The following is a 25,019-nucleotide window of genomic DNA, read 5'->3' as shown; positions in this document are numbered from 1 at the left end:
AAACACCTTCAAGTTTGAAAACGGATCGTTGTGAACCGAAATAAAACATGGAGGTGTTTTTTCTATGGGGACAAGAGTGAGTTATCCGGTTGAAGTCAAACAGAAGGCTGTGGAAATGAGATTGGCAGGCGTACCTATGAAAGAGATCATGCAGAAATTGAATATCAAGAATAAGACGCAGGTTCAGACATGGGTGAGGTGGCATAAGGCTGGGGATACACACCGGTTCGAACAGCCTGTTGGAAAACAATATACCTATGGAAAGGGTCCCGAGTACTCTTCCGAATTAGAGAGACTGCAGGCAGAAAATCGCTATTTGAGTCAACAGAATGAAGTTTTAAAAAAGTACAACGAATTGGAAAGGAAGTTGATAAGGAAACGTCAATCAAACTGGTAGAAGAATTGTGCAAAACGATGACAGTACAGGACATCTGTGTCCATTTAGGCATCTCACGCACTTCGTACTATAGATGGAAAAAGGATCTGACTCAGAATCATTCTAAAAGACAACTAGAGAAACAAATCGGCACGTTGTGCCGAAAGCACAAATATCGATATGGTTATCGAAAAATCACAGCCATACTAAAAAGGAGAATGCGTATTAACCATAAAACTGTTCAACGTATCATGCAGAAAAACCAGTGGCAATGCCGGGTTAAAATGAAAAAGCGTAAGAAGAATGGGCAGCCTTATGCCGTAGCCGGTAATATACTGGATCGGAATTTTCAGTCTGATCGCCCTCTTGAAAAACTAGTAACGGACATCACGTATTTGCCTTATGGACAGAAACAATTGTACCTTTCCAGTATATTGGATTTATATAATGGAGAAGTGATTGCTTTTACGATTGGTGATAAGCAGGACACAGACTTTATCTTAAACACACTTAATCAGCTCCCAGCACTGCCTGAGAATTGCGTGTTACATAGCGATCAAGGTTCTGTGTATACATCTTACGAGTATCAGAAAGCTGTTCATATAAAAGGCATTACCATGAGCATGTCCCGTAAAGGGACACCCGCTGATAATGCCTCCATCGAATCGTTTCATTCCTCACTAAAGTCTGAAACGTTCTATCTTAACAGAATTGATCGCACTACGACCACCATCGTAGAACGCACTGTCAAAGAATACATTTATTATTATAACAACATTCGTATTCAAGCGAAACTAAACAACCAATCACCGATAAACTATCGGCAATTGGCTGTATAAAGGTGTTTTGATTCCTGTCTCAAAAACGGGGGTCAGTCCCAAGAAAGGTGTTTTTTATTTACGAAGCTTCCAAACTATCCTTCAATTCCTTCTTCACTTTCGCTAAACTGCTGTCATCAAGCTGATAGTAATAAATATTATTGATTCGTGTGCCTGTTCCCTTTAGCTCGTGCTGTTTCACATTTTGTCTTGCATCACGATAATCATTCATCATCGTCCACATGTCGTCAAAGGACATATTGGTTTTCATGTTGTTTTCAACGACTTTGAACATATCGCCGAATTTCGTAATAGAGGAAATGTTAGCGCCTTTTGCAATGATGCCTTCAATGACTTGTCGCTGTCTTTGCTGACGGCCGAAGTCACCTTTAGGGTCTTGCTTTCTCATTCTTGTATAGGCAAGTGCTTGATCGCCGTTCAGGTTAATCTCTCCTGTACCAAATGAATGGCCATCATAGCTGAAAGCAAACGTGCTGTTCACTGTAATTCCGCCAAGTGTATCCACAATGTCTTTAAAACTTTCCATATTGACTTTTACAAAGTAATCCACAGGTACATCAAGCAGTTCCTCTACTGTATCTGCAGCCATTTGTGTACCACCGAAAGCATAAGAGTGGTTAATTTTATCCATTGTGCCTTTTCCGACAATTTTTGTATACGTATCACGGGGGATACTCACCATCTCAGTTGTTTTCGTTTTCGGATTCACAGTCATGTATATTAATGTATCTGCACGGCCTCGGTCATTCTTTCTTTCATCGACACCCATGACTAAAATGGAGATCGGGTCTTTTTTACTTAAATCGACATCTTTGTCACGCTTATCTGACTTCTTTAAGTTCTCTTGAATGCCTGCGACAGTGGATGCGGCTGTATTCCAAAGATGATACGCGTATCCGCCAGTGGCTAATACGAATAAGCCAATAATCGATAAAACAATCCAAAGAACCTTTTTCTTCTTTCTTTTTCTTTCAGCTCTCATAATGTCCCTCACCTTTTCTATGATTCTTCCATGATTATAGGTTTACGAATCTTGATAAACAAGTTATTTTTTTACTCTGAACCTAGATATAGACGTTGTAACAAAAAAAAGGTTTCAAAAAACCTTAAATTTACCTTAAAATATTAAGTTATAAGACGATACAAAGACATGAGGTGAAAAAAATGAAGAAAATCGTCGTTTTACCGTTCTTAATACTACTACTAGGCATCGTGCTCACAGCATGTGGAACGGCTGAGCAATCCTCAGGAGAAAACAAGACAAGCAGTTCAACTCCTCAGGTGCTGGAAGAAAAAGCTGAATTTATTGGAATGGCTGATGCACATACAGTCGAAGTGAAAAAAGTGAATACGACCTTAAGCTATGAATTTACGGATAATTTTAAAGATGTATTAAATGAATTTAAACCAGGTGACAAAGTAGAAATCTCTTACTTTATCAATGACAGTGGTCAAAAAGAAATTCAGAAGATTGAAAAACAGAAGTAAAAAAAGATGGGCGGGATGAACAAAATTGAAGAAAACAGGCATTACACTTATCGTTCTCATGACACTGACACTACTAATTGCACCTTTTCAGTCTGCCATGGCCAGCTCGACAATTTCAGTAAAACTGTCTAACTATATCGGAAACAAAAACAGCATGGATTTCTCAACAACGGGGGAATACAAACTATCAGGATCAAATGTCGCTGTGACGAAAAGATACGACGGCAAAAATCGTTACGAAGTAGCCAATAGTATTGCTTCTGCAGGATGGAAAAATCCTTCAACCGTTGTGATTGTGAGCCGAGATGCCTTTGATCATGCCATTTCTGTATCGCCGTTAGCATACAAATTAGGCGCCCCAATTTTGTACACGAACATTGAAAAGCTAACGAAGACAACCGAAAATCAGTTGAAAAAGATGAATCCTGATAACATCTTAATTGTCGGGAATACGAAAAGTATTTCAACAGCTGCTGAGAAATCAATCAAAAAGTATGGAAAAGTGAGACGCATTAGTGGGAAAGACAAATTTGAAATTTCCCAAAAAATCGCCAAAGAAATGGGTAACTATAAGCAAGCAATTGTTGTCGGCGGGAACTCATTCATGAATGGGATTGCAATTGCATCCTATGCATCGAGAAAAGGATACCCAATCCTATTAACAAAAAAAGATTCCATTCCGTCTTATAAAATGCCAAGTAAAGTCATTATCATCGGTAGTACAAAAAGTACGGGACAAAAAGTAGAAAATCAAATCAAGAAAACCTCACAGGTGACACGAATCAGCGGTGCCAATCGCTACGAATTATCTGTGAATATCATTAAAAAATTAAACATTAATGCAGATAAAGTGTACTTGGCAAAAGCCTCTAGCTATATTTATGCAATGCCTTTGTCGCAATTGGCTGCAAAATCTAACAGTACCGTTGTGTATGTGAAGCCGGATTCTGTCACAGCGTCATTAAAAGCATTGCTGAAAGAAAAAGGTACATATGCTTACCATCTTGCTGGTAGCACAAGTGCGATTACAGATAGCTTAAAAAATTCTTTAGCCAAACAAGTCTATCTGAAAAAAAATCAAAACTACCAATTGAATATTTCTAACGGAAAAATTTCATTAAAAGGCATTAAGACGTATAACACATTAAGAGTTGTTCCTGAGAAATATTCAACCAAAAATGTCCTTAAAATCGCAGGGAAGCCTTACTTAGGTAACGTCAACTTTGCTATTGAATCAGGATATATCAGGCCGACTAATGAAAGTATTCCATTTGAAGACTATCTAAAAGGTGTTGTGCCAAATGAAATGCCTGCAAGCTGGCATGTTGAGGCATTAAAAGCACAAGCGGTTGCCGCTAGAACGTATTCAGTGAAAAGTATTGGAAAAGTCGTACCTGATACAACAGCCTTCCAAGTATATGGAGGATATAACTGGTACACAAATTCAACAAAAGCTGTTGATGCCACAAAAGGCAAGGTTCTGAAATACAACAATCAACTTATTTCAGCCACCTATTATTCTAGTAATGGCGGATACACTGAGGCGAGTGAAGAAGTATGGGGAAATGCACTGCCATACTTAGTCGCCAAGAAGGACACAAAAGATCCTGTCAATGCGTGGACACTGAAGTTGTCTAAAAAGCAATTAGGCACTACGTTGACTGCAAGTACAGCAGCTTCTGAGTGGTCTAAGGCAAAAGAAGCCAATGCTGCCGACCTTGCTGGTCTAAAATCATGGCTGTTGAAAAATAAAGAAACAGCTGCATCTGACATGAGAATTGCATCTATTTCAAGCCTGACATTCTCAGGAAAAACAAAAGGTCAGCGTGCGAAGACCGTTTCAATCAAGCTGAATTACCATCTGAAAAACAAAACAGGTACGTATACAGTGAACAAAAGTACAACGGCAAGTATGAAAATGACAGAGTTTAGAACAGTCATGGGCGCAACAAAGGTGAAAAGTACGTTTGCGTCAGTAAAGAATAACACAAATGACTTCACGATTTCAGGAAAAGGCTATGGTCACGGCATTGGTATGAGTCAATACGGCGCCAAAGCTAGAGCTGAATCTGGAAACTCGTATTCTTCCATACTTTCGTTCTACTATCCAGGTACAAAACTAACAAACTATTAAGAATAAAAGGAGGACTTAGAAGATGCGCTCAATGATCAAAACAGCCATCCTCAGCCTCATCGCCATTTTTGTTATTGTTCCAACAGCTTCAGCAGATAACTCGGTCTCCCGAATTGATGGTGGGAGCCGGTATGCTGTAGCAGCAAACGTAGCGAAAAAAGGATGGGGAACAGCAAGTACAGTTGTTTTAGTGGGGAAAACTGCATATGCAGATGCAACAGCAGGAATTCCACTGGCACATCAAAAAAATGGACCAGTTCTTTACACAAATAGTACAAGCCTTTCTGGAGATACAAAAAAAGCCTTAACGGCTTTAAAAACGAAGACAGTTATTGTTTTAGGCAGCACATCAAGCGTGTCAAACAACGTGGTCAATCAAGTAAAGAAAATGGGCATCTCTACACAACGTATTTCAGGAAAAAACCGATATGAGCTATCGGCAAATATCGCGAAAAAAATGAAAACGCCAGCTGGCGTCGTTGTGGTTGAAGGGTCATTCTATGCACATGGAATTGCCATTGCACCTGTAGCGGCACAAAAAGGGTTCCCAATTCTATATACAGATAAAAAGGGCCTTCGTTCTGAAATCGCTTCTGTTGCAAAAGCAAGCAATGTGAAACAAACCATTGTCGTAGGCGGAGAGAATTACGTCACAAAAGCAGCTTATAATCAATTAAAATCTCCAACGCGAATCAAAGGATCTACTCGTTATGACGTGGCTGCGAATATTGTGAAAAAATACAATATGAGCACAAATAATACCTATGTAGGAAGAGGGTTTGGCTATGCCACTTCATCTTCTGCGGCAGGAATTGCAGCGAAGCAAAACAAAGCATTGCTTCTAACGAATGAAAAGACGTTGCCAAAGGTAACAAGAGCGACGATTAGCAGCAAAAAAATCACCAAATTTACTGTCGTTGGCAGTACAAATACAGTGACACAAACTGTCGTGAATCAATTAAAAAACCCTGTTGTTGGCAAAAAAGTATTCATTGACCCAGGTCATGGCGCTCATGATTCAGGAGCGGTAGGCTACGGATTATATGAGAAGAACTTAAACTTAGATGTAGCCAAACGTCTAAATACAAAGTTAAACAACGCAGGTGCACTTGTGACGATGTCAAGAACATCAGACACATTCGACAGTCTTCAAACACGGGTGAGCAAAGGTGCGTCAGCAAATGCAGATATCTTCATCAGTGTCCATGCGAACTCAAATGATAACAGCAGTGCAAATGGAACTGAAACGTATTATGACAAAACATATGCGGCAACAAACAGCTTGAAGCTCGCGCAAAATATTCAGCCTAAAATGGTCAGTGCATTAGGCACAAGAGACCGTGGCGTGAAGACAGCTGGTTTCTATGTGATTAAATATTCTAAGATGCCAAGTGTTCTCTTAGAAACTGGTTTTGTTTCCAGTCCAGTTGATTCAAATATTTTGAAATCCGCTACTTATAAAGATCGATTAGCGTCGGGTATTTCAAGCGGTGTTTCAGGCTATTTTAGATAAGAAGACATACAGATGAGGGGTGCCTAAAATACACCTCTTAGGCTGCTCGAGAAACGACTCTCGGCAGCCTTTTTTCAAAAGTACATGAAGTGTTTCCTGGGTTCCAGGGTGAAGGGTTCAAAACCAAGGAGGTTGACTTCATGCGTTCTTATATCAATTGTTTTGTTTTGATTGTGGTTTCACTATGTTTGTATGCACCATCTGCATTTGCGCAGCACAATGTATCGAAGATTGAGGGAAGTAATCGATATGAGGTGGCAGTTAACGCTGCAAAACGAGGCTGGTCGACAGCACCTACAGTTGTTTTAGTAGGCGGTGAAGCTTATGCAGATGCGCTGAGTGCTGTGCCGTATGCCTTTCAGCAAGGAGCCCCAGTGCTTTTAACGAATACTAGCAGTCTTTCAGGTGCAACTAAGTCAGGTCTTCAGCAGTTGAAAACGAAGCGTGTCATCATTCTTGGCGGAACCGCAAGCATTTCTCAAAAAGTCGTAGCGCAGTTAAAAGCAATGAATCTATCCGTATCGCGAATACAAGGGAAGAATCGATATGAATTGGCGGCAAACGTTGCTAAGCAAATGAAGAGTGCTGATACAGCTGTGATTGTGAATGGTTCTGCTTATGCAGACGCTGTGGCAATTGCTCCGTATGCTGCAAAACAGGGCTTCCCTATTTTATTAACCGATGCAAAAGGGCTGCGGCAGGAAACAGCCAATCTATTAAAAAGCAAAGCGGTGAAACGGACGATTGTGATTGGCGGGGAAACAAGTGTCAATCAAGCAGCCTATCAAAAACTGCCATCACCCGTGAGAATCAGCGGGGCCAATCGGTATGAAGTGGCAGCCCGAATTGCGAACACATACCCGATGAAGACAACCCAAACGTATATGAGTAACGGCTATGCATATGCCGATGCGGCAGCTGCGGCAAGTACGGCAGCCAAGCAAGGGCAAACCCTTCTTCTTACAGACGCTCAATCAGTGCCAGATGCGATTCGTCGTGTCATTGGGACTAAAAAGATTTCAACATTTACAGTGTTAGGCGGAACATCAACCATACGAACCAGTGTGATCACACAGCTGAAAAATCATGTGTTAGGTGAAACCATCTTTATTGATCCAGGTCATGGTGCGCAGGATGCTGGAGCGGTAGGAAATGGGTTGTTTGAAAAAAATGTCAATCTGGATGTCGCGTTAAAACTGCAAGCAAGGCTCAAACAAGCGGGTGCGCTGACGGTCATGTCTAGAACATCTGATACATTTGATTCCTTGCAAACACGTGTAAGCAAAGGATCACAGGCTGGTGCGGATGTGTTCATCAGCATCCATGCCAATGCAAATGATCATAGCGGTGCAAATGGAACAGAAACGTATTATGATGCGACGTATGCTTTGGCCAATAGTTTAAAGCTGGCACAAAAGGTACAGCCCCAGATGGTGAAAGCCCTTGGCACAAGGGATCGTGGTGTGAAAACAGCAGGGTTCTATGTGATCAAGTATTCAAAAATGCCCAGCATCTTGCTTGAAACAGGGTTCGTAACCAGTCCGATTGATGCCAGTATATTAAAATCAACGACTGCTAAGGAGCGGCTGGCTTCAGGAATCGCAGCAGGTGTATCTCAATATTTTGAATAAAATAGATCGGATGAATGATATGTCAAGTTAAAAATACATTTCATTTCAGGTTATATTTGTTATAATCGAAACATAGAGGGTGGATTTTTCACGTATTTGCCTTCCAATGACAGCAAATCGACAAATCATGAAGAGGTGACGATCTTGAAAAAATTAATCACAATGCCGTTTTTAGTCTTACTTCTAGGTGTAATGCTCACAGCATGCGGCACATCAAATCAGTCAAACGATAACAACAATACGGATAACAGCAAAAAAGAAACAACTGAAGCAGCAGATCAAAAGAAAGAAAATGCAACAGACGAAAAGACGGAAGACAAGTCTGCAAGTGAAAAAGCAGATGATGAAAGCAAAGAAACAGCTGCTCAAACAGAAGACCAAGCAGGTCAATCTGATGAAGATGCAAAAGAAAGCTCAAGTAAGGAAATCACAAAAGAAGAAACGACAAATGATCAGTCAAAAGCTGAATCTAAAACAAAAAAAGAATCTACAACGAAGAAAAATGAAGTCACCAAAGAAGGCACATATGTCGGTTTGGCTGATGGACATACAATTGCTGTCAACATTGATGGAAAAGAAGTAGCCATTCAATTCGGAAATACATTTTCTAAACAAGTGAACAGCCTAAAAGAAGAATCAAAAGTGAAAGTAACTTATACAAAAGATGCAAACGGAACGCTTAGACTGAAGACGATCGAATCCGTAAAGGCAAAATAAAAAAGACACGTAGACCCGCAGAATTGCGGGTCTTTTTTACGTTTAAAAGGGCATAACTTGATATAAGGGCACATTCTTAACACACTTTTACAAGACTTAACAGCCCATTTACATTTGCTTAATGTTGCTCTGCTAAACTGACTTTCATAGAACATCTCTTTACACAACAACTACTTTGAATGGTGAGGTGCAGGTCAGTGAGCGCAGAGAAAGCGATGAACCTTTACAGAGAATATGAAGTGAGACGAAACCACTCTTTTGCTTTAACAGAACATATGGTTCGATATTTATTTGCAAAACGTTTCATAGATGTCGTGTTCTCGTTCATCGGATTGATGTTGAGTACGCCAATCATTTTACTGTTTGCCCTTTTAATCAAGCTAGAAACACCAGGGCCAGCCTTTTATATGCAGGAAAGGGTCGGAAAAGACGGTGTCTACTTTAAATTATGGAAGCTCAGATCGATGAGAACCAACGCAGAAAGCGGAGGAGCGAAATGGGCGCAAAAAAATGACCCTCGTATCACCAAAGTGGGGGCATTCATCAGAAAAACAAGAATTGATGAACTGCCGCAATTTATCAACGTGTTAAAAGGAGAAATGAGTATTGTAGGTCCACGTCCTGAAAGACCAATGTTTACTGCCGAATTTAATCGGACGATTCCAGGCTTTACAAAAAGACTGACAGTGAAGCCAGGGCTGACTGGTCTTGCTCAAGTAAATGGGGGATATGAAATGAGTCCAAGTGAGAAATTATCACATGACTTACAGTATATTCAAAACTTGACATTTTCTCTCGACACGAAGATTATGGTAAAAACGTTAAAAGTCATCGTGACTGGTGACGGAGCCAGATAAGTAAAGTAGGGAAGAGAAATGGCAAGTATGAAAAATCGCCTGCTGGGCGGAGTAAAATGGACAAGCTTGTCCGCATTGATCATTACCATCATCCAAATTGCACAGTTCGCCTTTTTAGGGAACGTAATGTCACTGAAAGAATTTGGACTCGTTGGCATGATCACAACTGTCACAATATTTACACAGATTTTACTTGATCTAGGCATCGGTGCTGCGATCATTCAAAAGGAACAAACGACGGAACGTCAATTATCTACATTATATTGGATCAACTTGCTGACGGGAATTCTCTTGTTTTGTGTATTGATCCTCGCAAGTCCCTTGATTGCCGCCTTTTATGCCAGACCTGAGCTGGAAGGCTTGCTCAAGTTATTATCAATCATGTTTCTCATTGCACCAATTGGTCAGCAATACCAATATATGATGCAGAAAGATTTAGCCTTTAAAACCTTAAGTACGATTGAGACGATAGCGACGATCATTTCGCTGATTGTTCTACTTATCCTAGCCTTTTTTATCAATCCAATTGTGGCCTATGTGGTCTCTCAAGTGCTGCTTCAATCAGGAAAAGGTCTCATGTATGCAGCTGCTTATTGGAAGAAGTGGCGCCCAGCACCCGTTTTCGCATTAGGGGAAGTGAAAGAGTTTTTCTCCTTCGGGGCTTTCCAGCTTGCGTCAAGGCTCGTCAATCGGGCAGGCTCAAATATCGACATGATTTTAATTGGACGGTTTCTTGGAGCAGAGGCATTAGGGATTTACAGCCTGGCTTATCAAATCGTCACAATCCCGGTGCTGAAAATTAACCCGATTGTGACGAGAGTGGCTTTCCCAGTTTTCGCAAAAAGTCAGCGTGATCACTCTAGGCTGCGTGAGGGCTTCCTCAGTATGACGAATATGCTCGCACTCATTAGTTTTCCACTAATCATCGGTCTTGCTGCCGTATCAGATAGCTTTATAGAAGTGGTGTTTGGAGAGAAATGGCTAGTGGCGGTACCGGTTTTGAATATTTTGTGCATTGTTGGTCTACTCCGTGTGCTGATGAATCCAAATGGTTCCATCCTTCTTGCAAAAGGGAGAGCGGACTTAGCTTTTTATTGGGATACAGGCATGCTCATCGTATATGGATGCGCATTATATGCAGGAGTCCATACCGGCAGTCTATTGACTGTAGCTTGGGTCTACTCAGGGGTCAGCCTGCTGAACTTCATTGTCGGCAGGTGGCTGATGGCTTACGTCATTCAGCTAGATATGAAGATGTATATAAAATCACTCGTAAAGCCTGCTGTCATGACGCTGTTAATGGCCGGCTGCGCAGTAGCTGTTCATCAAGGGATGAAGCTGACATCAGCGGATATACTGCTTCAATTACTACTGACGATTTGTTTAAGTGCGGCTTTATATAGCTTGCTGCTTGTCAAAATGTATCCGCAAATGACAGGGAAATTATGGAGAAGAGGTCGTTCGTCATGAAGGTGCTATGGCTGACAAGTGTATATCCTAGTGAAAAACATCCAAGTGAAGGCGTCTTCCATGAAACACAAGTGCAGGAGCTGGTCAAAAAAGGCGTAGAAGTGAGTGTGATGTGTCCTACCCCTGTCAATCCGCCCATCTTACGGATGCTTAAAGCTTCCTATCGTCAGAGAAAAGATCTTCCCCAGCAGGAAGTGAGGTGCGGCGTGCCAGTTTACAGACCGCCCTATACAGCGCTGCCTGGACAGCTGAAATGGGCTCAGCCGAGTAAACGAATCGCAGCTTCTGTCCTGCGCACAATGGAGCGTTATGATCTGTCACCGGATTTCATCCATGCGCACTTTGCCATGCCGTCTGGCGGCGCAGCAGCTGTGATCAAAAAGGAAACAAACATCCCTTATCTTCTGACCTTACACGGCAGTGATGTTAACGTCTATCCAAACTATAGCAAAGGAGCGCTTGCAGCCTTTAAAGCAACAGTAAAACAGGCGTCTGCTGTTCTCACAGTGAGTGAGGAGCTGGCAAAGAAAACACATGACATGACAGAGGTGGATGCACAATGTCTCCCGCTTGGAATTCCGCTCAAGTCATTTTCTAGAACACCAGGGGATCAAACAGCCATCAGAAAGCAGATCGGTTTACCGCTTCACGACAAGCTCGTCATTTTTGTCGGCCGTTTAGTCAAAGAGAAAGGTTTGCTTGAATTAGCGAAAGCTGTCAGCGGGATGGAGGGTGTGAAAGCCGTCATTGTCGGAAAAGGACCCCTCGCAAAGGAGCTGGCCGAACGGGCGGGAGAATCCATTATCCTCCCAGGGCAGGTGCCGAATGAACAAGTCAAACATTATTTAATGGCAGCTGACCTGTTTGCCCTTCCATCCTACAGTGAAGGAATGCCGACTGTCGTCCTTGAGGCGCTCGCTTTAAAACTGCCTGTCATTGCAACACAGGTTGGTGGTCTCCCATCACTATTTTCTACCTATCAACATCTGCTCATTGAACCACGTTCAACGAGTCAGCTAAAAGAAGCAATTCACGCTTATCTTTATGAAAACAGATGGAACGAGCAAGTGAAGAACGATCTTCACCACATCGTTCATACAGATTATTCATCATCACATAATGCTACGCTCCTGATTCAGCAATATGAAAAGGTGCTGAATCAATCAACATCCACCGTTTAAACAAGATGAAATGTGCAAAGACTGATAGATAAACAGTTTGGAACGACCAATATGCTTTTACTGAGAGGATGAAACATGTTGAAGAAAATTGCTGTGATTGGAACAGGATATGTCGGATTAGTATCGGGTACTTGTTTTGCTGATATCGGAAATCGCGTCATTTGTTGTGACATCGACGAATCAAAAATCAACAGCTTAAAAAGCGGTCTCGTTCCAATTTATGAACCGGGCTTAAAGGAATTGATTGAGAAAAATACAGAAGAAGGAAGATTGTGCTTTACAACCAATATTCCCGCTGCAATTCGAGAATCAGAGATTATTTATATTGCTGTAGGTACACCCATGACACCTCAAGGGGAAGCGGATTTAACATTCGTGAAAGCTGTGGCTCAAACGGTTGGAGAACACCTGAATGGCTACAAAATCATCGTTAATAAGAGCACAGTGCCAGTTGGAACAGGACGTCTTGTTCAAGCCATTGTTCAAAAGGCTTCACGCAGTAAATATCCATTTGACGTCGTCTCCAATCCAGAGTTTCTGCGGGAAGGTTCAGCTATTCAAGATACGATGAATATGGAGAGAGCGGTGATTGGCTCTACAAGCGCACATGCATCCACGATCATTAAAAAATTGCATGATCCGTTTCAAACAGAAGTGGTTGAGACCAATTTAGAAAGTGCAGAAATGATTAAGTATGCGGCAAATGCCATGCTCGCCACAAAAATCTCATTCATCAATGACATTGCGAACATTTGCGAGAGAGTTGGCGCTGATGTGGAAAAAGTCAGCGAAGGCGTTGGGTTAGACAGCCGTATCGGGCATAAATTTTTAAAAGCAGGCATTGGATTTGGCGGTTCTTGTTTCCCAAAAGATACGATGGCTCTTCTCAAAATTGCCGAAACAGCTGGTTACCGGTTCAAGCTGATCGAATCTGTCATTGAAACAAACAACCACCAAAGAGCCCATCTTGTCAGCAAACTGATGAGTGTGTTCGGTGATATTAAAGGAAAAACGATCTCCGTTTTAGGGCTCGCATTTAAACCAAATACAAACGATATGCGTTCAGCGCCAGCACTAGATATTATCCCAATGCTGAGAGAGCTCGGAGCTTTTGTCAAAGCCTATGATCCAATTGCTTATGTAGAAGCAGAAAGAGAGCTTGGCCCGCAGGCGGTCTTCAGCAATGATCTCTATGAAACAGTGAAAGATACAGATGCTTGTCTCATCTTAACGGAATGGGATGACGTACAGAAGATGGATAAGGATCAGATCAAGCAGCTACTTCGTTCTCCCATTTTAATTGATGGAAGGAATTTGTTTGATCCAGCAGAAATGAAAGAGAGAGGATTTATTTACCAGTCCATCGGCCGCCCAGGCGTATGGGAAACAGAATTGGTATCGAAGGCACAATAATAGGGGGAACTTGGATGAAGAAAGTATTGGTAACTGGGGGAAGTGGATTTATAGGATCTCATACGGTAGAGGCTTTATTAGAGAAAGGTTATGAGCCCATCGTTCTTGATAACTTTTCAACTGGATCTAAAGAAAATATCGCTCATCTATCCGTACAATGCATTGAAGCAGATGTCACAAAATCAGAAACGGTCGATTTGATCAAACACATTGCACCAGATTATATCATTCATCTTGCAGCGCAAGTGAGTGTAGCCGTTTCGGTTGAACATTTCATCTATGACGAAGAGGTCAATATTAAAGGCTCGCTGCATGTGATCAAAGCAGCAGCTGAAGCCGGGGTGGAGAAAGTGGTGTTTGCCTCATCGGCAGCAGTCTATGGAGACCCAGTCTATCTGCCGGTCGACACAGCTCATCCGCTACAGCCTGGTTCACCTTATGGCTTGTCGAAACTGACAGTTGAACGATACTTACAGATGGCAAAATCACTCTATGATGTGGACTATTGTATTATGCGGTACAGCAATGTATATGGTCCGCGCCAAGACGCACTTGGTGAAGGCGGAGTGGTCTCAATTTTTTCTGATAAGTTTGCAAAACATGAGGCACCTTTCATCTTCGGAAACGGGGAACAAACAAGAGATTTCATCTATGTAGGCGATCTAGCCGCAGCGAATGTTGCAGCTTTAACCGCTCAATCAAACGTTTGTTTAAATATCTCATGTGGTCATTCCATCACGGTGAATGAGCTGTTTCAAACGATGAAGCGAGTCACGAGATCAGATCTTGAACCGATTTACAAGCCTCAGCGTGCAGGAGATATTGTGCATAGTACATTGGCAAATGAGGAAACGAAACAAGTCTTAACATGGGAGCCTGTTGTGACTTTACAAGAAGGTTTGGCTCGTACCATTTCCTACTATGAACAGGAAGTAAAGGCTTAATCCTTCAAATCGGATGGGTTGCTTAGGAGGAAAATGGGTATGAGTGTGAAACAAACAGCATGGCAAATCATAATTGGAGGTATGTTATTAGCAGCAGGTATAGGGCTTGTACAAATGGCATCCGCGCAGCCTATCGGGTTAAAGAAGATGGTGGTCATTCCGGTTTTGCTTGTGGTGCTAATGACGGCTGCTATATGTATGAAGCTCTACATGAATGGTGAGCACATATTCATGTCAGCCATTTACCTTTTAATTGCATTAACATTTCTCAATAACGCTTTCTTCTCTTTTAGTGCCGGGTTCTTTAGTCTCTTTCTCTACCGCATCATGCTCTTGGCTGTCTTTGCTTTATTCATATGGCGGATAAGAGACAAAGGAACGTACATATCTCAGTGGCAGCAAATTCGTGTTAAAGGCATTCTTGGTTTTTTCGCTGCATGGTTTCTTTACGGTCTCGTCTCACTGCTTTGGGCTCATTCGGTCACAGACGGCCTGAAATATATGTCTCTTCTTGCGATGGGAATGGGCTTCGTCTTTCTTGTGGTCATGTACATTCAGCGAATGGATCAAATCGTGACTTTTTATAGTATTTGGCTAGTCATGACCGTATTTGTAATGGGAATCGGGTTCTATAATCACTTGACCTTGAATCATTTACCGAATACCTCATTGTATCTTGGACCAGCGTACAAACAGCACTATCCTACAGCTGTCTTCTTTAACCAAAATGACTTTGCGACGTTTTTATCTATTAGCTTTTTCTTATATGTGGCGTGCATGCGCCAAATGAAAAATGGTTATATCAAAGCGTTCGGATTAATAGGAGCCATCTTAGCGCTGTATCTCATTTTGTTAACAGAATCGCGCGCCAGCTTGCTTGGCATATTAGCCGGAGCGGTAATCTATGTATGGCTGCTGATGCCTCGCTTTTTAAAAAAGTGGTCCATCATGGCAGCAGGCGGACTTGGAATCATCTGTATCGCCATTTTTTCAGCCAAAATCTATTCTATCTTTTATGACTTGTTTCTCGCTTCTCAGGTCGCTCATTCTTTTAGCGAACCACTTCCGTCCAACATTGCTCGGGCGAATTTAATCAAAAACGCCTGGCATTTCTTTACGAATTCATACGGTTTTGGAGTCGGAGCGGGTAATGTGTCTTATTACTTAGCTCACTTTTCTATCTTTGATACAGATCAGGTCGTTGAAGTTCACAATTGGCTGCTTGAGGTGATGACGAATTTTGGGTTTGCCGTCATGCTAGGTTATATCTCAGTGTATGCCTATCTCATGTTCTCACTGTACAAACAATACCAATTGGCTGACACGAGATCAGCCAAGATGATCATCGAAGGTCTATTTGCTGCCATGCTGAGCTTTCTCGTCTCAAGTATCAGTCCTAGTTCTGTCTCGAATTTATATTTCCACTGGGTGTTTCTAGGGCTGGTGATCGCAGCGGTCAATATCATGAAAAATAAACAATGCTTCAAGCTGCGGGCAAACGTGTGATGCTGAATTTGTATGGCTGCACTAGTGAAAAAGCAAATACGTCAATGTTGGGAGAATGAGCATGTCTGGTTTTATGTTAAGAATAGGGAAGCGTATGAAAAAATATATCGTCTGGCTTGTGCTGCTGCCTGTCGTATTAGCTGCTTTTGGTTTCTTTTTTGCCAAAGGGACAGTAGAACAGTCTAGTTACACAGCTGCTGTTACCTTAACACTTGGGAAATATGACGACGGTGTGTATAACAATGTGGCAGAAGTGACATCTCTATTAAAAAGCGATGCATTTCTGAATCAAGCACTCCGAGATGTAAAGGAAGAAGAAAGGCTAGATGTGAAAAATCGTTTGATTCTCACTAACCAGTCCGATACACAATTGCAGTTGTCGTTTACAGATGCTGATCAAGCTCGAGCTTTGGCGGTAGTGAAACAAGTGTCAGATACATTTTTAAAGCAGGACAAAGCCTTATTTACGAAAAGACAGCAGGTCATTGAAAGGAGATTATCCGCTCTTGAAGATGAATCTGTCAGCAATGATTCCAAGGTCGATAAAGAACGATTCTTATATGAATTGGAATCGACAAAGCTCGGGATGAAGCAGGCAAAGATTGTCGATCCTGCTCAAGTGCTCGATGAAGCAGGAAAAGGCATGTCAGCGAAAAAACGAGCACTGCTTGGACTTGTCATTGGCTTTAGCATCTCTCTTATGTTTGTGGTGTTACCTGAAGTGTTCAAAGAATCTTAATGATGAACTGGAGATGAGTCTTAGGTGAACAATCAACCGTTAGTATCAATTATTACACCGGCGTATAATGCGGAACGTTATTTAACGGATACAGTTCATTCCGTCCTTGCCCAAACCTATTCCAACTGGGAGCTAATCATAGCAGATGATTGCTCAACAGATGGCACAAGGAAGCTGTTAGGGGAATTAAGTCAGACGGACGACAGAATCAACGTCATTTATTTAGAGGAAAACGGGGGAGCCGCAATTGCTAGAAACACAGCCATCAAACAGGCAAAAGGCCGCTTTATCGCTTTTTTGGACAGCGATGATATGTGGAAACAGACAAAGCTCGAAAAGCAGGTCAAGTTTATGTTAGAAAATGATCATGCCTTTACATTCACGGCATATGACATCATTTCAGAAAATGGAGAGCCATTACAAAAAACTGTCACAGCGCCGGCTCAGTTGAACTACAATGAAGCTCTAAAAAATACGATTATCGGCTGTTTGACGGTGATGCTCGACCTTCAACAGGTAGGACACGTGGAAATGCCAAACATTCGAACAAGGCAGGACCTAGCCACATGGCTCTCTATTTTAAAAAAAGGATTTACTGCCTATGGAATGAGTGAGCCGCTCAGTGAATATCGCATCGTGGGAAACTCGATTTCTAGTAACAAGTGGAAAGCAGCGAAAAAAACATGGTTTGTCTACAGAGAAATTGAGCAGCTTCATTTTGTGAAAGCATCTTGGTGTTTTATGCACTATGCCACAAATGCTGTAAAGAAACGCTTATAAACAGAAGGGAAAAAAGGTGATAAAGGTGAAAGCAGACTCGATCATACATGTGATTGTCGCAACGGGAGAATGGGGCCACGATGGCCTAAGGTACAGACGGCATCGACTGGCGGAATTTCTTGCATCTGATCCAGAAACGAAAGAGGTCATCTGGGTATGTCCATCTGCCACTCGTCATTCAGCTCCCTTTCAGCCTATAACGGATCGAATGAAGCAAATGACCATTCCTGATGTGCTCAAGAGCAAGTTTTTTCGCTTTGGCCGTTATCAAGATATGTTTTATTTCCGTAAATTATCTCCTCTTCTTGAGCATTTGCGGCAAGAAGAAAAGCAGGGCATAGCCGTCTGTTTATGGTATACGTTTCCTGGATTTCCGCTCTTATCTTCTTTATTTGAATGGAAACATATTGTGTATGATTGTAGTGACCTGTGGGGAGAGCCCATCAGCGGAAAAAACAACATTCTCTCATATATGAGACAGCGAGTCATTGTAAAAGCAGAAAACCGCATTATTAAATATGCACACAGCATTACGTGCTCTTCACAATACTTACATGATCAAATCAAAAAAAGGCTCATGGGTGAACCGAAAGATGTCTTTACAGTGGAAAATGGCGTTGAGTATGATGTGTTTGCAAAAAGTAACCTCCCTAGCAGGGAAGACGTGCTAGAGGGAAGAGAGGGAACGGTTCTTGGCTTTATAGGTGGAATCAAGCCGAAGCTCGATTTTGACATGATCGCACAAGCTGCTCGCATGCAGCCAGATTGGACATTTTTATTTGTCGGTCCGGATGGAACGAATGGAGATCCATCTTTTCAGCATGCACTCAAACTGCCCAATGTCCTATGGACAGGAGCAGTCGCACCAGAAGAAGTGCCTGCCTATATGAAATTAATTGATGTAGGGATGATGCCATACAAACAGTCTCCTTACAATCAGGCGGTTTTCCCGCTCAAGCTGTATGAATTTTTAGCTGCAGGAATCCCTGTTGTTGGTTTAAATCTTCCATCAACGGAAAGGCTAAAAGAGAATGATGTGTATGAATATGTAGAGGGCGACAATCCAGCTCTCTTCGTCGAAGCCTGCCAGAAAGTGATCAGCAAAAAAGATGACATGAAATGCAGACATCTAAGACAAAGCCGGGCAAAGAAAAAAGATTGGCACGCACTGTTCACAAACATGGTGGAATTAACGAATATTAAAGAAAACGCATAATTCATTCAGGATTGTGCGTTTTTATTTGTTTCTTCTTCTTAGGGGGAGCTTGTGATCATCCTATATTCAATTGTATAATGGAAAGAGCGGCCAATATACAAAATACAGATTTCAATTTAGAAGGAGACTGACCTATGGATTACGAACGCGCCTTATTAGCGTTTTTTGTCTCTCTGGCTACAGTTTTAATTGTGACACCAATCGTCAAAAAGTTTGCAATTAAGATTGGTGCAGTGGACCAGCCGAATAAACGAAAAGTTCATGATAGAGTAATGCCTCGAATGGGCGGGTTGGCGATTTTTATTGGGGTAGCCGCTGGAGCACTAGCAGGCGGGCTGTTTCTACATAATAAAATTACAGCTATATCAGTTGGCGCTGTACTCATCGTCATTTTAGGTATATTTGATGATAAATATAATTTAAGTGCAAAATTTAAATTTCTTGTGCAAGTTCTCGTTGCTTGCTTAATCGTGAGCACGGGCTTAAAAATGGACTTTTTCTCTGTTCCTTTCTTAACAGATCGACTTGAGTTAGGATGGATGGCATATCCCCTGACTGTACTATGGATTGTTGGGATTACAAATGCGATCAATTTAATTGATGGATTAGATGGACTGGCTGCCGGTATTTCGGTTATTGGTTTAACCACGATTGCCGTTATGGCATTTTCTGCGGACAAGATCCTGATTCTTTCGTTATCTCTTGTCGTTATTGGCAGTACCATCGGTTTTCTTTTTTATAACTTCCATCCAGCAAAAATATTTATGGGTGATACAGGTTCGTTATTTTTAGGCTATATGATCTCGGTCCTGTCACTTTTAGGATTGTATAAAAGTGTTACTTTGTTTAGTGTTGTTGTCCCTGTGATTATTTTAGGTGTGCCTATTTTTGATACGACCTTTGCGATCATCAGACGAATATTGAATAAACAGCCTATCTCAGCACCTGACAAATCACACATCCATCATCGACTGATGGCCTTTGGCTTATCACATCGAATGGCAGTGATTGTGATTTACATGATTGGCTTAGTCTTTAGCTTAAGCGCAATTTTGCTGACAAGTGCCACCATTTGGCTGTCATTAATCATCATCTTTTTACTGGTCATGTTTATGCAAGTCATTGCTGAAGTCACTGGTTTGGTGAACGAAGAGTTTAAACCATTTACGAAATTCTACAAACGTATGGTCAAAAGACAATAAAAAAACAGCCCGCTTCCAAGGAACGGGCTGTTTTCCTATTATTGTCCTGATGTGCTGGTCGAAGGGGCCTGTGTATCGGCTGACCCTGTTGCATCAGAAGATGAATCGGTTTGTGTATTTGTTTCAGTTGAGGACGATGACTCAGCAGGAAGCTTTAAATGTGTCCTTAACTCATTTTGCACCTCAGCCAAGTTGGTTTGATCTGGCTCAAAGAAGTATGTTCGATTTGGTCCTAAATAAAGGTCTGATCCTTTAATAGATAGTGTTTCAGTATCGTCTCCTTTGAAACCACTGTAAATTTGCTGTAGAGCAAGTCCTTCTGTGATGCGGAAGTTGGTTGTAATATGATCACTTACTTCTTTTGCGATATTATCCACGTTTGCAATGTTATGAGGTTTCGCCATTTGATCAATCATGGCACGTAAGATTTGTTTCTGACGATCGTTACGCCCGAAATCACCACGTGGATCTTGTTTTCTCATTCGCGCATAAGCAAGTGCCTCTTCCCCGTTTAAATGCATATTCCCTTTTTTAAAGTAAATCTTTTTCGATTTTTTGACGTCACTTTTTTCATTGAAGTCAAATGGAACGTCTATATCGATTCCCCCAACTTCATCAATGACATCCTTAAAACCGTCAAAGTCCACTGTTGCATATTTGTCGATTGGGATATGCAAGAATTGTTCGACAGTTTCAATCGTTTCGTCTTTACCGCCTTTAGCAAATGCCGCATTGATCTTTACTTTATTTCCCGTTGTGTCACTAGCAAGCTGTACTCGTGTGTCACGGGGGATACTGACCATTTTCATCGTTTTATCCTGAGGGTTAATCGTTGCGACGATGAGTGAATCTGAACGGCCGTGATCACCATTTGTGGCGTAATCCTCTATACCAACAAATAGGACAGAGAAAGGTTTTTTCTTTATATCAATGACAGCATCACGGAGTTTCGATTTCTCCCCGCGCTCTAATTCATCATAAGTTTTGTCAGCAGCCTGGAGTGTATTCACAATCTTATACACTGCAAATCCGCCCATGCAGATGAAGAGAAGTAAAAATAAGACCAGAATCCGTTTGAAAATCTTTTTCTTCTTGCTCTTTTTCTTTCGTACACGCACTTTTACTCGTTGTGCCATTCATCTGTCTCCTTTATCGGACCAACGTCCTTTTCTAAATAAATCAATTCGCCTTCTTTTGTAACACTCTTTCCATTAGTCAGCTCAGTCATCCATTCAATGAACTGCTCCGTTTGTGTTTCTTCTACATACGTTTCAAAAATCACATCTTCTGCATAATGGATGTCTTTTAGCTGAAAAGATGAGGCTCTAAGCTCATTCTCTACCTTTCCAAGCCATGTATAATCTATTGTTGTGTGCATCGTACGCATTAAACAGCGTTCTACCATACCAACATGATTGATTGCTTCAGACACAGATTTTCCGTACGCGCGAATTAATCCACCGGCACCTAGCTTAATACCGCCGAAATAACGAGTGACGACAACAACTGTATCTTTCAGCTTGCGTTTTTTTAGCACTTCAAGCATTGGTACCCCTGCCGTACCGCTTGGTTCACCATCATCATTTGCTTTTTGAATCAGATCATGTTCGCCGATCAAATAGGCTGAACAATTATGAGTGGCGTTCCAATGTTGTTTTTTAATGGATTGTATAAAGGCTTGTGCTTCTTCTTCTGAGACAGCACGTTGTATATGACAAATAAAACGTGATTTTTCAATGACGATCTCATGCTCGCCACGGCTTTTTACTGTGAGATAGCGGTTCAGCAAAAGACATACCCTCCTGACAAGCAAATTGTAAGGCTAGAGAAAATTTGCATTGGTTTTAGAATTTTATAGCGTATTTTGTTATGATGATAGGAGCGGAAAAAGGGTCGTCATAAAAATTTCATGATTTATACGCATTCTTCCATTATAATTCGACATAAAATGCAGATCAATGACATTTATAATAAAAAAAGATGACATCACTGTTACGGGAGGGAAAAGCCATGACAACACCTAAAATGGATCCGAAGTTATTGGATTCAATCATCATGAAAATGCTAAGTACAGTTGATGGCAGTAAGGACGAAGTATTTAGAATCGGCGAACAGTCCCGTCAACAATATGAAAGCTTGGTAGAAGAGCTTAAGCAAATCAAACAGCAAGTCAACGAAGTAATTGATTTTGGGGATAAACTAGAAGTACATACGAGACATGCTAGAAATCGATTATCTGAGGTCAGCAGAAACTTCAACAAATTCAGCGAAGAAGAAATACGAGAAGCCTATGAAAAAGCACATAACCTGCAAGTAGAATTGACCATGATCCAGCAGCGTGAAAAACAGCTGAGGGAAAGAAGAGATGATCTCGAAAGACGATTGTTAAGCTTACAAGACGTCATTGAACGTTCAGAAACGCTTGTGAGCCAGATCACGGTCGTCCTCAACTACTTGAACCAAGATTTACGTCAGGTCGGTGTTTTACTTGAAGATGCTCAGGCAAAACAAGATTTTGGACTAAGAATTATTGAAGCCCAGGAAGAAGAGCGCAAAAGGGTATCACGAGAAATCCATGATGGACCTGCTCAGATGCTGGCAAACGTGATGATGCGTTCAGAGCTAATTGAACGGATTTTTAGAGACCGTGGAACAGAAGAAGGCTTTAAAGAAATTAGAAGTCTAAGACAGAATGTGCGAAATGCACTGTACGAAGTGAGAAGAATCATTTATGATTTAAGACCGATGGCTTTAGATGATTTGGGCCTGATTCCGACACTTAGAAAATACTTAAACACAATTGAAGAATATGATGGAAAAACCAAGATTACGTTCCAGTGCATTGGAGATACAGAAAGCGAAAGAATTGCTTCTCAATTTGAAGTGGCACTATTTAGACTAGCTCAAGAAGCTGTCACAAATTCTTTAAAGCATTCTGAAGCTGAAGAAATCTCTGTGAAGGTCGAAGTGACGAAAGACTTTGTCACCTTAATTATCAAAGACGATGGAAGAGGCTTTGATATGAAGGATGTTAAAACAAATAAAAACAAATCCTTTGGGTTACTTGGTATGAAAGAGCGCGTAGATTTACTAGAAGGTAAAATGACCATAGACTCAAAAATAGGTCTAGGGACATTCATCATGATTAGAGTACCGTTAACATTACAAAATAAAATTGTAAAATAGAGACAAAAGACATATTGACCATAAAGTTCAGGTGTAGAACAATAAATATGGGGAGGCGTAGCTTGTGACTAAAGTAAATATTGTAATTATCGATGACCACCAATTATTCCGTGAAGGTGTCAAACGGATTTTAGATTTTGAACCTACTTTTGAAGTAGTTGCAGAAGGAGACGACGGTGACGAAGCTGCACGTATCGTAGAACACTATCATCCGGATGTTGTCATTATGGACATTAATATGCCGAATGTAAATGGTGTGGAGGCTACAAAACAGCTAGTAGAGCTTTATCCCGAATCAAAAGTCATTATCCTATCTATTCATGACGATGAAAACTATGTGACACATGCATTAAAAACAGGAGCAAGAGGCTACTTGTTAAAAGAAATGGATGCAGATACCCTCATTGAAGCAGTAAAAGTAGTAGCTGACGGAGGCTCTTATTTACATCCGAAAGTCACTCATAACTTAGTAAATGAATTCCGACGCTTAGCAACAAGCGGCGTTTCAGCACATCCACAGCACGAGGTATATCCTGAAATTCGCAGACCACTTCATATCTTAACAAGACGTGAATGTGAAGTTCTTCAAATGTTAGCTGACGGAAAGAGCAACAGAGGTATTGGTGAGTCGCTCTTTATTAGTGAGAAAACAGTCAAAAACCACGTGAGTAACATCTTGCAAAAAATGAATGTAAACGACCGTACTCAAGCTGTTGTTGTAGCAATTAAAAACGGCTGGGTAGAAATGAGATAATGCTCCGGACAAGTACTCCTTTTTCGCCTGTTTTAGTTCTCTCACATTCAAGTTAGAGAGAAATGATAGGCAGGTAAGGAGTCTTTTTCGGATATAGCGGGCTTGCCTATTGATTAGGCAGGCTTTTTTGATTAGTATTATAAATCTAGTGAAAGACAATGAGCATTCTTTTTTAAAAGCAACTTAACGGATAAGGAAGGTATTTAAGAATGAAAATAGCCGTTGTAACAGACAGTACTGCTTATATACCACAAGATCTACGTGATAAACATCATATTCATATGATCCCTCTGAATGTCATCTTTGGTACTGAATCATACCGTGAAGAAGTAGAAATGGATTGGAAGACATATTATGAAGAAGTCAAGAAACATAAAGATCTTCCAACAACCTCTCAGCCTGCTTTCGGTGAACTTATAGAATTATATGAAAAACTTAATGAAACATATGATGCTGTGATTAGTATACATCTGTCAAGCGGAATTAGTGGAACATACAATAGTGCGGCCTCAGCGAATGAACTAGTTGACGGAATCGACATTTATCCGTTTGATACAGAGACTAGCTGTATGGCGCAAGGCTTTTATGTGTTAGAAGCTGCTGAAAAAATCCAAGGTGGTGCTTCTCCAGAAGAAGTAATCTCCCATCTCAATTATCTAAAAGAAAATCAAAGAGCTTATTTTATGGTAGACGATTTAACTCATTTACAACGTGGCGGCAGATTAAATGGTGCTCAGGCTTTTATTGGAAGCCTCTTAAAGGTAAAGCCTATCTTACATTTTGACAACAAGCTAATTGTCCCTTTTGAGAAGATTCGTACACGCAAAAAAGCCATTTCACGTATTTTTGAATTATTTGATGAAGATGCATCACGTGGTGTCCCGATGAGAGCAACTCTGATACATGGTAATAGAGAAGAAGAAGCAGATGAATTAATTGCGCACTTATTAGAAAAGTATCCTCATGTTGAATTTTATAAAAGCTACTTTGGTGCTGTGATTGGCACTCATCTAGGCGAAGGCTCTTTAGCACTTGGTTGGATCATCAGGTAGATATCAAAATCCCCTTTTCTC

General features: G+C 41.2%; 22 protein-coding genes. 19 read left to right on the top strand and 3 right to left on the bottom strand.

What is annotated here, in order from left to right; translation table 11 throughout:
* The first annotated feature begins 64 nt into the window (after positions 1-64).
* Positions 65-1,215 (top strand): IS3 family transposase gene (locus NST57_RS17650; RefSeq protein WP_341298972.1). Its coding sequence is split into 2 segments (ribosomal slippage): positions 65-338 and positions 338-1,215, totalling 1,152 coding nucleotides; the frame shifts between segments, so codons are not numbered across the junction.
* A 58-nt stretch (positions 1,216-1,273) separates the two neighbouring features.
* On the opposite strand, the gene tagU is transcribed toward NST57_RS17650, so the two are convergent.
* Complete coding sequence (tagU, locus tag NST57_RS17645; RefSeq protein ID WP_341298971.1) at positions 1,274-2,197, bottom strand: polyisoprenyl-teichoic acid--peptidoglycan teichoic acid transferase TagU; 924 nt, start codon at positions 2,195-2,197, stop codon at positions 1,274-1,276.
* 182 nt (positions 2,198-2,379) lie between these two features.
* Here tagU and NST57_RS17640 point away from each other — a divergent pair, with 182 nt between their 5' ends.
* The 15 genes from NST57_RS17640 (at position 2,380) to NST57_RS17570 (ending at position 20,006) form a co-directional block, all read left to right on the top strand.
* Positions 2,380-2,703, top strand: coding sequence for a hypothetical protein (locus NST57_RS17640; protein WP_035701604.1), 324 nt, complete (start codon positions 2,380-2,382; stop codon positions 2,701-2,703).
* Positions 2,704-2,728: 25 nt separating this feature from the next.
* Positions 2,729-4,837, top strand: a complete 2,109-nt coding sequence (locus NST57_RS17635; RefSeq protein ID WP_341298970.1) for a SpoIID/LytB domain-containing protein — start codon at positions 2,729-2,731, stop codon at positions 4,835-4,837.
* A 22-nt stretch (positions 4,838-4,859) separates the two neighbouring features.
* A complete protein-coding gene (locus NST57_RS17630; RefSeq protein ID WP_341298969.1) occupies positions 4,860-6,350 on the top strand; it encodes an N-acetylmuramoyl-L-alanine amidase in 1,491 nt (496 codons plus the stop codon).
* A 140-nt stretch (positions 6,351-6,490) separates the two neighbouring features.
* On the top strand, positions 6,491-7,981 hold the full coding sequence (locus NST57_RS17625; RefSeq protein WP_341298968.1) for an N-acetylmuramoyl-L-alanine amidase: 1,491 nt from the start codon (positions 6,491-6,493) through the stop codon (positions 7,979-7,981).
* Between the two features lie 144 nt (positions 7,982-8,125).
* Positions 8,126-8,698, top strand: coding sequence for a hypothetical protein (locus NST57_RS17620; protein ID WP_200831194.1), 573 nt, complete (start codon positions 8,126-8,128; stop codon positions 8,696-8,698).
* A 197-nt stretch (positions 8,699-8,895) separates the two neighbouring features.
* Positions 8,896-9,555, top strand: coding sequence for a sugar transferase (locus NST57_RS17615; protein ID WP_008348294.1), 660 nt, complete (start codon positions 8,896-8,898; stop codon positions 9,553-9,555).
* Positions 9,556-9,573: 18 nt separating this feature from the next.
* Complete coding sequence (tuaB, locus tag NST57_RS17610) at positions 9,574-11,025, top strand: teichuronic acid biosynthesis protein TuaB (protein ID WP_341298967.1); 1,452 nt, start codon at positions 9,574-9,576, stop codon at positions 11,023-11,025.
* Entirely contained in the window at positions 11,022-12,206 is a 1,185-nt protein-coding gene (tuaC, locus tag NST57_RS17605; protein WP_341298966.1) for a teichuronic acid biosynthesis protein TuaC, read from the top strand. Before tuaB ends, tuaC begins: the two co-directional genes overlap by 4 nt.
* A gap of 75 nt (positions 12,207-12,281) precedes the next feature.
* The gene (tuaD, locus tag NST57_RS17600; protein ID WP_017368147.1) at positions 12,282-13,619 is read left to right on the top strand and encodes a UDP-glucose 6-dehydrogenase TuaD; all 1,338 of its coding nucleotides are present in this window, start codon (positions 12,282-12,284) and stop codon (positions 13,617-13,619) included.
* A gap of 14 nt (positions 13,620-13,633) precedes the next feature.
* Positions 13,634-14,563 carry an NAD-dependent epimerase/dehydratase family protein gene (locus NST57_RS17595; protein WP_341298965.1) on the top strand — a complete coding sequence of 310 codons (930 nt, stop codon included), beginning with the start codon at positions 13,634-13,636 and terminating at the stop codon, positions 14,561-14,563.
* Positions 14,564-14,602: 39 nt separating this feature from the next.
* Positions 14,603-16,069 (top strand): teichuronic acid biosynthesis protein TuaE, encoded by a 1,467-nt coding sequence (gene tuaE / locus NST57_RS17590; protein WP_142152820.1) that lies wholly within the window; start codon positions 14,603-14,605, stop codon positions 16,067-16,069.
* A gap of 61 nt (positions 16,070-16,130) precedes the next feature.
* On the top strand, positions 16,131-16,808 hold the full coding sequence (gene tuaF / locus NST57_RS17585) for a teichuronic acid biosynthesis protein TuaF (RefSeq protein ID WP_341298964.1): 678 nt from the start codon (positions 16,131-16,133) through the stop codon (positions 16,806-16,808).
* A gap of 24 nt (positions 16,809-16,832) precedes the next feature.
* Positions 16,833-17,588 carry a teichuronic acid biosynthesis protein TuaG gene (tuaG, locus tag NST57_RS17580; RefSeq protein WP_008348281.1) on the top strand — a complete coding sequence of 252 codons (756 nt, stop codon included), beginning with the start codon at positions 16,833-16,835 and terminating at the stop codon, positions 17,586-17,588.
* A gap of 19 nt (positions 17,589-17,607) precedes the next feature.
* Positions 17,608-18,804: a teichuronic acid biosynthesis protein TuaH gene (gene tuaH / locus NST57_RS17575; protein ID WP_341299236.1), complete on the top strand. Its 1,197-nt coding sequence runs from the start codon at positions 17,608-17,610 to the stop codon at positions 18,802-18,804.
* A gap of 134 nt (positions 18,805-18,938) precedes the next feature.
* Entirely contained in the window at positions 18,939-20,006 is a 1,068-nt protein-coding gene (locus NST57_RS17570; protein WP_007499956.1) for a glycosyltransferase family 4 protein, read from the top strand.
* Positions 20,007-20,044: 38 nt separating this feature from the next.
* Here the strand turns inward: NST57_RS17570 and NST57_RS17565 are convergent, their stop codons facing one another.
* Both NST57_RS17565 and NST57_RS17560 read right to left on the bottom strand, forming a co-directional pair.
* Positions 20,045-21,142 carry an LCP family protein gene (locus tag NST57_RS17565; RefSeq protein ID WP_007499958.1) on the bottom strand — a complete coding sequence of 366 codons (1,098 nt, stop codon included), beginning with the start codon at positions 21,140-21,142 and terminating at the stop codon, positions 20,045-20,047.
* Entirely contained in the window at positions 21,127-21,795 is a 669-nt protein-coding gene (locus tag NST57_RS17560) for a YigZ family protein (RefSeq protein ID WP_017357860.1), read from the bottom strand. The genes NST57_RS17565 and NST57_RS17560 overlap by 16 nt, the downstream gene beginning before the upstream one ends.
* 221 nt (positions 21,796-22,016) lie before the next feature.
* On the opposite strand from NST57_RS17560, the gene NST57_RS17555 reads away from it, so the two are divergent.
* From NST57_RS17555 to NST57_RS17545, 3 genes are all read left to right on the top strand, one after another.
* The gene (locus NST57_RS17555) at positions 22,017-23,192 is read left to right on the top strand and encodes a histidine kinase (RefSeq protein ID WP_142152812.1); all 1,176 of its coding nucleotides are present in this window, start codon (positions 22,017-22,019) and stop codon (positions 23,190-23,192) included.
* A 64-nt stretch (positions 23,193-23,256) separates the two neighbouring features.
* Positions 23,257-23,946: a two-component system response regulator DegU gene (degU, locus tag NST57_RS17550; RefSeq protein ID WP_008348273.1), complete on the top strand. Its 690-nt coding sequence runs from the start codon at positions 23,257-23,259 to the stop codon at positions 23,944-23,946.
* Positions 23,947-24,155: 209 nt separating this feature from the next.
* Positions 24,156-24,998 carry a DegV family protein gene (locus NST57_RS17545; protein ID WP_142152810.1) on the top strand — a complete coding sequence of 281 codons (843 nt, stop codon included), beginning with the start codon at positions 24,156-24,158 and terminating at the stop codon, positions 24,996-24,998.
* Positions 24,999-25,019: the final 21 nt, after the last annotated feature.

The organism is Bacillus sp. FSL M8-0077 (genome assembly GCF_038050255.1).
GTDB lineage: Bacteria > Bacillota > Bacilli > Bacillales > Bacillaceae > Bacillus > Bacillus altitudinis.
The sequence above is the reverse complement of the archived record's forward strand: the minus strand, read 5'-3'. Positions and strand labels throughout refer to the sequence as shown.